We start from the raw sequence: 12962 nt of genomic DNA on the forward strand, positions 1-12962 counted from the left end.
CTCTTTTTCTCAACATCCGGTCCGCATCGGCTGCGGTTGTTACAGCAAATAAAAAAGCACCTTTCCCGGTCGGAAAAGATGCAGTATCAGTCCATTTCTGTCCGCGCACGGGTAAATACCCGGACGCAGTATGACGTCACCTGCACTTCCCCACGCTGGTATTATCCAGTTCGGGTCCGAAGGGTTAACAGGAATTTCACCTGAATCTCAGCTTATAGCACCCCTAGTGCGAACACGATTTGATGTTGTGACATTATTGTAAACGTAAACCGGTGAATTTGTAAACAGGGGGGATTATTACGTCAGCGGTAAAACGCCTGAACGCAGCGAAACCCGGCGCCAATATAGCGGAATTACTGCTCAACATAGCGAAATTCCGCTTCAACATAGCGAAATCCCAACTCAACATAGCGAACTCCCGAACCAACGCAGCGAAATTGCAAGCCAGCTCCGAAAGCTCCGGCCTGTATTTCCTGGTTTAGCCCTTACCCCCGCCGCCTCTTCTTTTTCCCGCTCCCGGAAGCCTTCCTATCCGCTTCCTTTTGCTCACGCTCGGCAGCTTCGCGCTTTTTATCCGTATTGTGCACCGCGTACCAGATGAATCCCCAGTAAAGGCCCATAACCAGAAAAATTCCCAGCCAGACAAGCAGTCTGAACCACTCTTCCGGTACGAGAAACATGGTGAAATCAAAACCATAAAAGATTACCAGACTTACGACCAGGTAAATCAGCCACAGCTTGATCCCGAACCCGAGAATACCTTCTTTCCAGATAAAAGCCCAGCGCCCCTCCTCCACCAGAGCCCTCATACGTTCTTTACGGTCTTTCATGGTGAAAACGTCCTTCCTGCGTTTGATGTCTGTCTGCTATTCTACCACAGGTTCAGGAGGAGCTGCGGCTGCCGTTCTTTTTCCATTCATCCCGAAGCATGCTGTATGATGCGTGATCGACAAATCTTCCGTCCACGATTTCAGCCTGACGGTGAATCCCTTCCTGTACAAAACCGAGGCGCTCCGGAATTGCCCGGCTCTTCGTATTTTCCACCCCTGCCCGGATTTCCACCCGATTGAGGTCAAGCTCTGTAAAGGCATAGTCCACAAGTACCTGCACCGTGGCAGTCATCAGCCCCCTGCCCTGATAATTTTCTCCAAGCCAGTAGCCGATGCTGGTCTTCTTATTCGCACGGTCGATCACGTGATAGGAAGCTGTTCCGGCTACCTCTCCTCTATGTAAAATGGCCACAGCAAGGTTTTTCCCCTCTCCAAACTCCTTCAGAGTGGACCGGATATAGCCTTTCGTATCATCCACCGTTTTAATCGCCGGTGCCCAGGGCATCCATTCCCCAAGGTACGTCCGCCCCCTGTCAGTGAGCCGGAACAGTTCTTCCGCGTGCTTTTCCTGCAGAATTTCCAGTTTTGTATCTTCGTTAATTGTCTTGTAAAACACAGTGAAGCCTCCCCCTGTTTTTTTCAATCAGGCAGTGCAGCGCGCCGGCTCTTATCCGGGAAAAACAGCCGCCACCACCCGGCGGCTGGCCCGGCCTTACTTAATGACAGATCGAAGCGTCTTCATCCATGCCCCGGCGGCAGTAGTACCTCTCTTCCACTTCATCCAGCGTCCAGATGTCACCGTCCCGGGACAGGTGGAGAAGGAAATCCTCGCCTGCTATGGCATCGTCCTTTAGCCCCCAATGAAGAAACAGGATCTTCGCCGATTCGCCGTTCTCTTCATAATACGTGCGCATTGCCAGCTCTTCCTCTGTTTCCATCATCGTCTCTGTCTCCCGCTCGCGGATCCAGTCCATCGCAAGCACCTCGGCAGTTACGTATTCACTTTCACCTTCCGTGTACCGGCTGCTGATGTCACCGCGGTAGTCCTGCCAGTCCGTCACTCCAGGCTCAAAGCCCATTTCCTCTTCCTCAGGCGTCTGACCGGAACCGAACCAGAACTGGGTGTAAAAGTCCTCTTCCGGTGTCATACGTGGCCGTGACGTTTCCCCATCGCTCCCGTTTTCACCGGTTTCACCGTTCCCGGCAGGATCACCGCTGCCTCCATCCGATTCGCTTTCTCCTTCTTCCTCACTCAGTCTGTCAATCTCCGCTTCCAGTTCGGCGATCCGATCTTCCTGTTCCCGGATCGTTTCCTCCCGCTCTTCCAGTTCGCTTTCAAGCTCACTACTGTCTGCACCGTTTTCTTCCTTGTCACCGTTATGATCACTTGCTTCCTCACTCTGCCCGGCGTCCGGCTGCTCCTCCTCACCGGCTGTTCCTTCCTCTCCGTTACACCCTGCGAGGCCTGCTGCAAAAAAGGCCACCGGTATAAACAGGATCAGTTTTTTCATGTCGGCTTCCCCCTTGAAAAAGCAGATTTACAGTTCTTCTTCCCAGGACATGACAGAGAAAACATAAGGTGCGAATTTTCCGAATATAGTCTATTTTATCAGACAGATGCAGAATCATCCCTATTAAAATTTCAGAAGGTCGCTTCTTGAAACCGTATGGACATGCTCCCCGAACTTTTCCTCTATGCGGCCGTTCTTTAAATGAACACAGGCATTTTCATCAATGCCGATTCCGTCTTTTAACCCCGCATGTTTCATTGCCTTGCGGAACGCTTTTTCTTCGTTCCATTCAGTGTAGTGCACAGAAACCGCAAGACTCGTAAGGAGCCCTAGCCCCTCAAGTTTTTTGGGCTCCCGGTCGTCACTGTCGGAAGGGGAAATCAGACATGTCTCCGGTGCAATAAGGGCCCCTGCGGAATTGCCTCCAAACGGTGCCCCCGACTTTACTTTTGCGAGGATCGCCTCTTTAATCTCCGGTCTGGTATAGAGAGCGTGATAGTGCTCTGTGTTCCCTCCGCCGATGAAAATGCCTGTCGCTTCCCTGATCGTTTTCACTGCCGCTTCCACATCAAGAGTTCCGTCCTTTTCATCCATAACAACATCAACAGAAGTGAGCCCTTCTTTTTCCCATGGTACTGTATACCGTGGGAGATAGGACTCCCAGCCGTCCCTGCGTTCAATCAGAAGGGCAACCCGTCCCTCCTCTTTGCCTGCCAGTTTAGCAAAGAGGCGGCCGGGCTTTTCAATCGATGGATTACCTCCGTATAAAAACAGGTGCTTAGTCACCGTTCATCATCCCTTCCGGTAAAAGTCCACTTCCGGATTCCGCTGGCGGAGCAGCCAGTCCAAAAACCGCGGATCATCATACGTTTCAGTCCAGGAATCGTGACCGGCTTCAGGATAGACGGTAAATTCCACGTTTCCCCCATCCTTTCTGAGACGGTCAACAAGCACCTGCGTCCGTTCAATTGGAACAACATCGTCCTTTGCCCCGTGGAATGTCCAAACAGGCATATGGGCAATCCGGTGGATCCGGTCGAGAAAACCGAACTCATGAAGAGCCCCACCACAGATCGGAGCCAGAGCCGCGAACAGGTAAGGATACTTTTCTGCCAGGTGCCAAGCGCCGAATCCGCCCATGCTGAGTCCTGTAAGATAAATCCGCTCCGGGTCTACACGATATTCCCTCGCTGCGTGAATCACAAGTGAGTGAAGAGCATCGAGCTCCTCGATCCACGTTGTTGTTTCCGGACAAACTGGAGATACAATTACGGCCGGAATGTTTCTTTCCGCTGCCAATTTCGGCATGCCGTATACTTTCATATCTTCAAAGCTTTCCCCTCTCTGGCCCATCCCGTGAAGAAAAAGAATAAGTGGATAATTCTCTTCTGTTTCTCCGTATTGTTCAGGAAAATCGACCACATAACGGAAGGTCATTTCTTTTTTAAACGTCTTCTCAACATGTACATGTTTCTGCATGCAATATCACTCCCAGGCTGTAGCTTATATTCGGAATTCAGTAAAAAAGCGTTCCCCCGCAATTTCAAAACCGAGGCTTTCATAGAGGGATACGGCTTCTGTGTTATCAGCAAACACATAGAGATACACTTCCCCGGAATGCTTCAGCGCCTCATGTACCAGGGCACTTGTCACGTCCTTTGCAAGCCCCTGCCCTCTGTATTCAGGAAGGGTGCCGATATTGCCAATTTCCATGATCTGTGTGTCATATACATGGAACCCGCCGAGCGCCGCAAGTTCATCGTTTCTGAAAATCCCGTACAGCGGACTCGAATCGCTCTGTTCTTTCGTAAATGCGATCATATCCAGTTCACTGGCAAATTGTTCAGTATAAAAACGGTGTCCTTCCGAAAGCCGGATTGCTTCCGGATTCCGCATAAGACGTTCCCTGTCTGCCAGTTTCATATGAAACTGTCTCCTGGGCGGAGATACAATGTCCAGCTCGTTCATAACTACCGGAAGCTCGTGCGGCTGCACCATAGTCGTACCTGTACCGGAAAGACTGTTCTGTTCAGCCAGCATCCTTACAAGATCCCCGGTCTGCGCGCTTTCCATTTCTTCTCCAATCAGAAAGGCAAACGCCTGAAACGGCATGCCGCTGAGATATCCCGCTGCATGCCGGATCTCCCGGTTCCCATTCTCCAGGCCTGCAAAGGAACAGCGGCTTCTTCTTGCCGTGAGATATGTATAAAACAGCTGTTCCTTTTCACAGTCGGTTTTCACTTTAAGATATTCAAGATCATCAGGCCGAAGCAGCCTGCATCGGTTACTCATTACAGAATCCCACCTTTATTAACAGACTGAAAGAGGGTACCTCGGCTCCTGCTCAGGAAGCGCGGTACCCCTGTATTCTCTCATTTTACCAGTCTGTATACCAGCAGAAAGATCAGCCTGCCAAAACACCTTCAAGCATATATTCAGCAATGCTTTCCACGTGCAGCTGGGTGGAATCAAACAGCGGAAGATTAAGTTCCTCCTGTTTTACAAGCATATGAAGTTCCGTGCACCCGAGAACAATGCCGTGAATGCCTTCATCGTAAAGCTTTTCAATGACCTGTAGCATACGCTTCCTGGAAATATCCCTTACTTTTCCCACACAGAGCTCCTGAAAAATGATGTGATTAATGAGATCCCGGTCATTGGAATCGGGAGTAAAGACTTCAAGACCGTGTTCCTCCAGACGCTCCTTCATGAAAGGTTCTTCCATCGTATAGCGGGTACCAAGCAGGGCAACGCGGCCAATTTCCCGCTTCTTTACATTTTCTGCGACTGCATCTCCGATGTGCAGCAAAGGAAGAGAGCAGGCTTTGCCAATCTCAGGGGCCAGTTTGTGCATCGTATTCGAAGTGATCACAATAGCATCCGCACCTGCCTGCTCCAGATTTACGGCAATGGAGGCAAGAAGCTTTCCAGCCTCTCCCCAATTCCCATCGCTCTGCATTTTTTCCACCGGTGCAAAATCCACACTGTGGATGATACAGGAGGCCGAGTGAAGCCCGCCGAGGTGACGCCTCGTCAGCTCATTCAGCATCCGGTAGTAAATCTGTGTAGACTCCCAGCTCATACCGCCGATCATTCCAATCGTTTTCATTCCTTGTTCCTCCTCCAGTATCTGACGCTGCATAGAACAAAAACACAGGCGGACTGCCTGCCTCACGGTTGAAGCGCGGGCAGGCTGCCGTGAAAATTTAAGCGTTAAAACGGTAATCCACTGAATCGGCAACAGGTCTGTAGCCGATTTTTGTATAAATACTGTTTGAAACAGGGTTATCCAGATCAGTGTAAAGACTGCAGAAATGAAAGCCCTCGCTGAGAAGCAGTTCACTTAATGCGGCCACACAGCTTGTGGCATAGCCCTGCCGCTTGTATTCGTCAGGAGTAAATACCAGATTCACAGAGGCTCCGTGCGCTGTTTCCCTCGCTTTTTTTGCCATGGACACAGGCGTTCCTTCTTCGTTTTTCCACAGATAAAGGCGGTTCTCGCTGATCGAGTGCTCAGCAAGCTCTCTCGCTTCTTCTTTGGAAGTCGGGGTTAGCGCCTGTTCGGAAAACTGCATCACCCAGTCCGTTACGAGATCAAGATCCCCGTGTTCTGCCTTCCCAAAAGTCCCCTTCTGCCGCGGTAACGGATTAACTTCATCCAGCCGGTAAATCCTCTGGCGCATAAAAACCGAGGCGTTTTCGGGGTTCAATTCCTGTATGAACGCCTTCACAAGCTCCTTTTCCCCTGTGATTCCGGGAAAGGAGGCCCCGGAGTCCTTCAGCCATTCAACTGCAGCCGGAACGTCTTCCGGGCTGCCGGCTGCGATGAGATTCCAGGGAGGCGTCTGGATCAGTGTCATCGTTCCACGATCGTTTGCTGCAAGAAACGGGGCATCCCCGCTTTGTGTTTCATCACCAGGATTTTCTGTTTTTATTAAATTTGCGAGAATCCCAAGAGGAAGACTGTGCTTTGCTTCTTCCACCTCAAGTTTTTCTTTTACATGCTCAAGCAGCTTACCTGCTGAAGTAAACCTTCTGAAAGTCACGATGAGTCTCCCTCCCTGTGCCGGTTTAAGAAGTTCAAAAGTTATAGATTGTGCTTTCTATCGTACCATAATTCCCTTAAATCGTACGCAATATTTTGAAAAATCCGGAAATTAAAACACCACTCTGCCCATGTCAGTCAAAGTGGAGTTTCACAATAACCGGTGCCAGTATGAAAGCCTCATTTCACCTATCTCCAATTAACCTGCCCGCCCCGTATTGAAACAGGAAAAAACCCGGATCTTCGCTGCGGAAGATCCGGGTAAAATATCAATCTATTATTTCGTTTAACGCCTCTGTAAGACTAACTGAAACAAGCTTATCTTGAAATAAACATCTGTGTCCAGTAGTGACCGTACTGTCCACCTTCGACATGACCTACACCGATTTCAGTGTAGCTGCTGCTGAGAATGTTGTCACGGTGACCCTGGGAGTTCATCCACGCATCAACAACCTGCTCCGGAGTCTGCTGGCCTGCAGCAATGTTTTCACCGGCAGCATTGTAGTCAACACCGTAGCTTCTCATCATGTCAAACGGGCTTCCGTGAGTCGGGCTGTTGTGTGAGAAATAGCCCTGGTCTCTCATGTCCGCTGACTTGTCCCGTGCAACATCGGCCACGTCTTCTGCAATCTCCAGTTCAGGCAGGCCGCGCTGTGTACGCTCTTCGTTTGTAAGGCGCACCACTTCCTGTTCAAACTGGGAAAGTTCGCTTGACGTCTGCTCGGAAGTCTGACGTGACTGCTGTGCAGAATCGGATGACGGCAGTGTTACAACCTGTCCAGGATAGATCATATTTGGATCCTGGATGTCACTGTTGGCATCAATGATATCAGAAAGACTTACACCGTACTGCTGAGAGATTTGGAACAGTGTGTCTCCTGATTCGACTGTATGCGTGTCTGAAGCTTCTGCTGCATCGGAAAATGCAAGCGGAGCCGCAACAGCTACAGCCAATACTGAGTAAATGAGTTTTTTCAACATGTACTCAACACCTCCACGTGGACATTATGCCATAAATAAAAACCTCTTTGGACAAGGGGAAAGTATTACCAGTCATCAAAACATAGAAATCGCGCTAAAGTCTGTGAACGGTTCCATTATGATCCATTTAATAACATATATTGCCGCTCAAAACAGGAGGTTTGGAACGGACAGAAAACAGACCGGCGAAATACTGCTTACACTGCTGTAATCATTTTGTAAAATAGGTCACTGTAATGAAAGGATCTTTTCGGAAAGATTGTTCTTTTTCTACGCTTCTGGCTGACGCTTTCCGCGGGCGTTGCTTCAGCCTCCTCGGCAAAAACGCTGCAGGAGTCACCGCCTTCTGCTCCATTATTAATTTTACGAAAAGCAGCAATTTATCCTCAAACAGCTGAATGAAAAAGCCCGCCGGACAGGCGGGCGGGGCTGCAGAGTATTTATGCCTTCAGTTTCTCCGCATCAAAGATCTCGGAACCGGGCACGTCATTCTCGGACTGAATAACAAGACCTGTTTTTTCAAGTGCCTGTTCAAGCCGGCTCGTAACATTCATGTGCTTAAAGGAGATCCCCAGATTCACAATGGTCTGTGCCAGTTCAGGACGAAGGCCGCTGATAATCGCTGTCACACCGATGATTTTGAGAGCATCGTGAAGCTGGAAAAGATTGTGGGCAACGGCTGTATCAATCATATGGACCCCTGAGAGGTCAATGATTAAATAGTCAAGCCCTAGTTCATTTCCCTGTTCTAGTGCCTGGTCCAGCATTTTCTTTGAACGGTAGGTGTCAATTGTTCCCACAACCGGCAGAAGTGCCACACTGTCAGTCAACGGCACTATAGGAACAGACAGCTCCAGCAGCTCCTCCTGTGCATGGGAAAATGTCTCCTCGTTATACTCTGTGTACGCCTGTGCAAAGGAATAGACAGCCTTATCAATTAACGGATTAAGACGGTCAAATACGTCAAAGTACATGTCTATCCCAAAATTAAAATTCCTGAATTCTTCTCTCAGCAGATCGTGAACGACCTTCCTAACAGGCGAAAGGCCCATCATAGCCATATCAGCAGACAGCCCGCCTCTTACAGCTTTGCGGCCTGCTTCCTTGGCCCAGTGGTAGACATTATTTCCCACCTGCTGTACATCTTCGGTGATCAGACCTTCTCCAAGGTGATCAAAAAACTCCTGACGAAAAGCAATTAATTCATCCTTTGATAAGCTGAAGTGATGATCAAATTCGTATTTTGCATCATACTCCTCATACAAATCCCGGGACATTTGAAGACTGTTTTCTTTTACAGCTTCCCCGAGCTTTATCAGATCGTTACCGCACACCATTTTTCCCTTCCTCCAATAACCTTCATAATAAAAAATCATGTAGGCCCGTACCACAAGCAGTACGTCCTTAAACCTAATTTCAGGTAACATTACAAATGTAATTGTAATCCAATTGTAATATACTCCTTAAAAAAAGATCAAATGCTTACTTTTTACCAGTTAATGACTGTAACAAAAACAAAGAAAAACCAGGCCCTCCCTGAAGGGAGCCTGGTTTTCGCATCAGCATGAAAATGATCGAATGAGCCTCGTATCAAATCCTGTATACACCCATCTGAACTGTCTCGGACGCCAGCGCCATCCTGCTACAGATGTCCTCCCGATAAAGACCGGATAAAACCAGAAACGCTGACCGGTTTCCAGAATGATATACGTGTACCGGAACAGACAGCCAAACAGGGCACCGGGATCAACTGCTAGTGCAGCGGGTCCCCCTGCTCCTCCTAATGCAGCAGGTCCTGCTGAAAAGGACTGGGGTGATGGCGGTGTGGCCGGTGGTGGGCCGGAAGGTGGGCCTGCAAATCCCTGCTGCTGTCCCGGTCCACCCGGGGGCGGACCTGCCGGCGGGCCGTAACCTCCTGGGCCGAACTGCTGAAAACCGGTGGCAGGCTGACCGAATCCAGGCAGCCCGATCGTGAATCCCCCCACTTGAAACTGTCTCTGATCGTTGTCCATATTTACCGCTCCTTTCACATTCCTTCCTTAAAGCCTATGTGAGAGGATATGGGAAAGTGCCTGACTGATTGTGAAAACTACTTCTCTTTGTCCACCGGGCGGTCGATCCGGTCCTCATAAAAATCAAATGCAAGAGTCCCGTCCGGGCCTCTCACACAGTAAAACACCTCTTCTAGACGGACCTTTCTGCGGCGAAGGTGCTGATGGAGACACTCTTCGGACAGTCTAATACTTTCCAGGTTCCGTTTTACGATTTTCCCGTCCATAATCAGCTCCACAGGAAACTGCTGTTTCCTTTCACCGGATGCTTCCGCCTTTTTCATCACAGACAGGTGCCCGTCCGGCTCCAGTACAGCATACTTTACTTCCTGCGGGTCAAAAATGTCTTTTTCCCTCAGTGCCTGGTTCAGGGAATCGATATTGTATTTCTGCTTTTTAAGGTTTCGTTCAAGTATTTTGCCGTCTTCAATAAGCACTGTCGGGGAGCCGGAAAACCATTTCCGCAATCCTCTGTTTTTAAGAGACAGAAATGTGGTGACATAGCCGATTCCACCGATAATGACGAGTGCCGTAAATGAATACCAGTAGTTTACCTGTACATCAAAGGCAAGGTTTGCGCCGATTGCCCCCATCATAACAGCGGTAATAAAGTCATGGTTTGTCATCTGGGAAAGTGTCTGTTTCCCGAGGAATGTATTAATAATCAGCAGGAGCGTGTACGCGCCAAAGCTTCGGATGATGACTTCAATGATATGGGACTCCATGTGTTCACCTTCTGTACCCTGGTCTTTACTAAAAGCTTTTACCATCGGCACGAAAAAAACACCCGAAGCCTTTATTCCTTTGAAAAAGGGCCGGGTGCTTTCGTATTATTATTTACACGTCATCCTGTTCTGTAAGAATGATCGGACCGTCCTTTGTAATGGCAAGGGTGTGTTCGTACTGCGCTGAAAGGGTTCCATCAACGGTCCTTGCAGTCCAGCCGTTGGCATCCATCCGGGACCCCCACAGTCCGATATTGATCATTGGTTCAATTGTAATAACCATCCCCTCTTTCAGCCTCGGGCCACGCCCCGGACTGCCAAAGTGGGGGATGTTCGGTTCCTCGTGTATCGTCGGCCCCAGGCCATGACCGGCAAAATCGCGGACAACAGAATACCCTTTTGCCTCAGCGTAGGACTGAATGGCGTGACCGAGATCCCCGAGTCTTTTGCCCGGTCTGGCCTGGCGGATCGCACGGTAAAGACACTGCTTTGTGACTTTGCAGAGTTCCTTCGCTTCATCTGAAACATCTCCAACTGTATATGTCCATGCCGAATCGGCCAGACCTCCGTTTAAATTCACCACAAAATCAATCGTGACAATATCTCCGCTCTTAAGCGGTTCGTTCCGGGGAAAACCATGACAGATTTCATCATTGATCGAAGCACAGGTTGCAAACTCATAGCCCTGATAGCCCTTCTGCTCCGGTACTGCACCGTGCTTTTTCAGATACTTCTCCACAAACGTGTCAATTTCAAGCGTTGTTACACCCGGTTTAATCCGCTTTGCAACCTCCCGGTGGCAGCTGGCCAGAAGCTTGCCCGCTTCGTGCATCAGTGCAATTTCACGTTCCGATTTTAATGTTATCACGCTGAGAGCCCCTTCCTGGTTTTTCTATATACTTTATTCATTCAATTGGAGATGACACCCGTTTTTCGAACGTATACATCATACCAATGTTTAATTTTGGATTTCAACAGGAACACGTTCAGACGAATTTTCAGATTTCTGCTACACTTACAAAAGAACCGGTACGGGAGGATGAAAGACCTTGAACCGTCAAGATGAACTTTTTCTGATCAAATCGATCGCAGAACGCCTTAATAAAGAAACAACTTTAAATAATATGCTTCAGGGAGTACTCGAGCAGCTGCTGGAATTAACCGGCCTTAAAGCGGGGTGGATTTTCCTTACAGGTCCCGGCCGCTCTTTTGAACTGGCTGCATCCTCACACCTGCCGCAGGCTCTTTCGTGTGAGGACAGACGATATATGCGCACCGGTGGTTGTTACTGCCTTAACCAGTGCTTTGACGGCAGCCTGACTGAAGCATCAAATATAATTGAATGTAAACGGATTGAGGATGCCATTGAGCAGAAGCGCGGGGATATTGGGGGCATTACCCACCACGCCAGTGTTCCGCTGAAATCAGGAACAGAGACGTTCGGCCTTCTTAATGTAGCCTCTCCTGCAAAAAAGACATTTTCCTCCGAAGAGCTGATGATTCTTGAATCGGTCTCCTTACAGATTGGCACAGCATGGGAACGAATCCGGCTCGCTGAACGGGAAAAGGATTCTCTTGTTCTTGAAGAGAGGAACAGACTGGCAAGGGACCTTCATGATTCTGTAAACCAGCAGCTTTTTTCAATTATGTTTACAGCAAAAGGGCTGGAGCGGAATGTAACGGATCCGGCCGTAAGTACAGGTCTTAAGGAAGTCCACACAATGACTAAAGAGGCCCTCGCTCAGATGAAAACCCTCATATGGCAGCTTCGTCCGGACAGTATACCTGAAGGACTTCAGCGAAGAATTACTGCCTACGGTAAAGAACAGGATCTCCATGTAAGCTGCCGGACTATCCCTGCTCAGCTTCCCCCTCACGTTCAGAACGGATTCTGGAAAATTGCCAGGGAGGCGCTGAACAATATCCGTAAACATGCCGGTACAAGGGAAGCCGAAGTCACCCTGGATGAAACAAAGGAACAATACATCATGACAATTACGGACAGGGGAAAAGGGTTTCCTGAGGGCCAGGCAGATTCCGGATGCCTCGGCCTGATCAGCATGCGTGAACGCGCTGTACTCCTGAACGGCCTTATGAGCATCGAGAGCACACCGGGAATAGGCACCTCCATAACCGTTACTGCAGGAAAGGAGGAAAACGAATATGGATAAACGTTCCATTTTTATTGTTGATGATCACCAGGTGGTAAGGAAAGGACTCATTTATTTTTTTAAAGGCGAGCCATCGGTGGAAATTGCAGGCGAGGCGTCGGACGGGCGCGAAGCACTCGACATGCTTAAAGCAGGACTCCGGCCTGATGTGATGCTCCTTGATCTGAACATGCCCGGGATGTCAGGGGTGGAAGTGACCGCTGAAGTGAAAAGGACTTTCCCTGACATCAGGATTCTCGTTCTTACCAGTTTTGAAGACGAAGATCACGTTATCCGGGCTGTTCAGGCCGGAGCTGACGGCTACTGCCTGAAAGACACGGAGCCTGAAGAGCTGCTCAGAGCCATTCACCAGGTTGCCGAAGGAACGAAAAACATCGATCCAAAAGTCGCCACCCACCTGTTTCACCACGTCAATAAAGAAGAATCCGACGAGACAAGAGCCCTGAAGAGCCTTACCCGCCGGGAGCGGGAGGTCCTACTTGAAATCGCTCTCGGTCATACGAATGTTCAGATTGCAGAACGGCTGTTTATCTCGGAGAAAACCGTCAAGACGCACATTACAAACCTGTTTTCAAAGCTTCCGTGCGAGGACCGGACCCAGGCTGCCCTTCTTGCCCTGCGTAATAAACAGCTGCTGGAAAAATGACA

The 12962-nt window shown here is 49.4% G+C and carries 15 protein-coding genes and 1 riboswitch; of the genes, 2 read left to right on the forward strand and 13 right to left on the reverse strand.

Going from position 1 to position 12962, the window contains the following annotated elements; translation table 11 throughout:
* Nucleotides 1–130 precede the first annotated feature (130 nt).
* Nucleotides 131–235, reverse strand: a riboswitch (TPP riboswitch).
* Nucleotides 236–485: 250 nt separating this feature from the next.
* From FGB90_RS16580 to map, 13 genes are all read right to left on the reverse strand, one after another.
* A complete protein-coding gene (locus FGB90_RS16580) occupies nt 486–830 on the reverse strand; it encodes a hypothetical protein (protein WP_138811987.1) in 345 nt (114 codons plus the stop codon).
* 52 nt (nt 831–882) lie between these two features.
* Nucleotides 883–1446: a GNAT family N-acetyltransferase gene (locus FGB90_RS16585; protein WP_138811988.1), complete on the reverse strand. Its 564-nt coding sequence runs from the start codon at nt 1444–1446 to the stop codon at nt 883–885.
* A 100-nt stretch (nt 1447–1546) separates the two neighbouring features.
* A complete protein-coding gene (locus FGB90_RS16590; protein ID WP_138811989.1) occupies nt 1547–2341 on the reverse strand; it encodes a hypothetical protein in 795 nt (264 codons plus the stop codon).
* A gap of 123 nt (nt 2342–2464) precedes the next feature.
* Nucleotides 2465–3127, reverse strand: a complete 663-nt coding sequence (locus FGB90_RS16595) for a Type 1 glutamine amidotransferase-like domain-containing protein (RefSeq protein ID WP_138811990.1) — start codon at nt 3125–3127, stop codon at nt 2465–2467.
* A gap of 6 nt (nt 3128–3133) precedes the next feature.
* Entirely contained in the window at nt 3134–3820 is a 687-nt protein-coding gene (locus tag FGB90_RS16600) for a carboxylesterase family protein (protein WP_138811991.1), read from the reverse strand.
* 24 nt (nt 3821–3844) lie between these two features.
* Nucleotides 3845–4633 (reverse strand): GNAT family N-acetyltransferase, encoded by a 789-nt coding sequence (locus FGB90_RS16605; RefSeq protein WP_138811992.1) that lies wholly within the window; start codon nt 4631–4633, stop codon nt 3845–3847.
* Nucleotides 4634–4745: 112 nt separating this feature from the next.
* Nucleotides 4746–5450, reverse strand: coding sequence for an aspartate/glutamate racemase family protein (locus tag FGB90_RS16610; RefSeq protein ID WP_138811993.1), 705 nt, complete (start codon nt 5448–5450; stop codon nt 4746–4748).
* A 97-nt stretch (nt 5451–5547) separates the two neighbouring features.
* A complete protein-coding gene (locus FGB90_RS16615; protein ID WP_138811994.1) occupies nt 5548–6387 on the reverse strand; it encodes a GNAT family N-acetyltransferase in 840 nt (279 codons plus the stop codon).
* Between the two features lie 317 nt (nt 6388–6704).
* Nucleotides 6705–7367 (reverse strand): CAP domain-containing protein, encoded by a 663-nt coding sequence (locus tag FGB90_RS16620; protein WP_138811995.1) that lies wholly within the window; start codon nt 7365–7367, stop codon nt 6705–6707.
* 440 nt (nt 7368–7807) lie between these two features.
* On the reverse strand, nt 7808–8704 hold the full coding sequence (locus tag FGB90_RS16625) for an STAS domain-containing protein (protein WP_171051890.1): 897 nt from the start codon (nt 8702–8704) through the stop codon (nt 7808–7810).
* 222 nt (nt 8705–8926) lie between these two features.
* Entirely contained in the window at nt 8927–9379 is a 453-nt protein-coding gene (locus FGB90_RS19845) for a hypothetical protein (protein WP_210237254.1), read from the reverse strand.
* A gap of 77 nt (nt 9380–9456) precedes the next feature.
* Nucleotides 9457–10188 carry a DUF421 domain-containing protein gene (locus FGB90_RS16635; protein WP_246056244.1) on the reverse strand — a complete coding sequence of 244 codons (732 nt, stop codon included), beginning with the start codon at nt 10186–10188 and terminating at the stop codon, nt 9457–9459.
* A 67-nt stretch (nt 10189–10255) separates the two neighbouring features.
* Complete coding sequence (gene map, locus FGB90_RS16640; protein WP_138811997.1) at nt 10256–11011, reverse strand: type I methionyl aminopeptidase; 756 nt, start codon at nt 11009–11011, stop codon at nt 10256–10258.
* 181 nt (nt 11012–11192) lie between these two features.
* Between map and FGB90_RS16645 the strand changes: the two genes are divergently transcribed.
* Entirely contained in the window at nt 11193–12314 is a 1122-nt protein-coding gene (locus FGB90_RS16645; RefSeq protein WP_138811998.1) for a GAF domain-containing sensor histidine kinase, read from the forward strand.
* Nucleotides 12307–12960, forward strand: coding sequence for a response regulator (locus tag FGB90_RS16650; protein ID WP_138811999.1), 654 nt, complete (start codon nt 12307–12309; stop codon nt 12958–12960). The genes FGB90_RS16645 and FGB90_RS16650 overlap by 8 nt, the downstream gene beginning before the upstream one ends.
* The last annotated feature ends 2 nt before the right edge of the window (nt 12961–12962 follow it).

Origin of the sequence: Alteribacter natronophilus, from assembly GCF_006007885.1 — a bacterium.
In the GTDB taxonomy this organism is placed as follows: domain Bacteria; phylum Bacillota; class Bacilli; order Bacillales; family Salisediminibacteriaceae; genus Alteribacter; species Alteribacter natronophilus.

What these genes read in the sequence shown, in the direction of transcription:
- FGB90_RS19845 (WP_210237254.1), bottom strand. Translation starts at nt 9,379, where the DNA reads ATGGACAACGATCAGAGACAGTTTCAAGTGGGGGGATTCACGATCGGG.
- FGB90_RS16625 (WP_171051890.1), bottom strand. Translation starts at nt 8,704, where the DNA reads ATGGTGTGCGGTAACGATCTGATAAAGCTCGGGGAAGCTGTAAAAGAA.
- FGB90_RS16610 (WP_138811993.1), bottom strand. Translation starts at nt 5,450, where the DNA reads ATGAAAACGATTGGAATGATCGGCGGTATGAGCTGGGAGTCTACACAG.
- FGB90_RS16590 (WP_138811989.1), bottom strand. Translation starts at nt 2,341, where the DNA reads ATGAAAAAACTGATCCTGTTTATACCGGTGGCCTTTTTTGCAGCAGGC.
- FGB90_RS16580 (WP_138811987.1), bottom strand. Translation starts at nt 830, where the DNA reads ATGAAAGACCGTAAAGAACGTATGAGGGCTCTGGTGGAGGAGGGGCGC.
- FGB90_RS16635 (WP_246056244.1), bottom strand. Translation starts at nt 10,188, where the DNA reads ATGGTAAAAGCTTTTAGTAAAGACCAGGGTACAGAAGGTGAACACATG.
- FGB90_RS16605 (WP_138811992.1), bottom strand. Translation starts at nt 4,633, where the DNA reads ATGAGTAACCGATGCAGGCTGCTTCGGCCTGATGATCTTGAATATCTT.
- FGB90_RS16600 (WP_138811991.1), bottom strand. Translation starts at nt 3,820, where the DNA reads ATGCAGAAACATGTACATGTTGAGAAGACGTTTAAAAAAGAAATGACC.
- FGB90_RS16650 (WP_138811999.1), top strand. Translation starts at nt 12,307, where the DNA reads ATGGATAAACGTTCCATTTTTATTGTTGATGATCACCAGGTGGTAAGG.
- FGB90_RS16620 (WP_138811995.1), bottom strand. Translation starts at nt 7,367, where the DNA reads ATGTTGAAAAAACTCATTTACTCAGTATTGGCTGTAGCTGTTGCGGCT.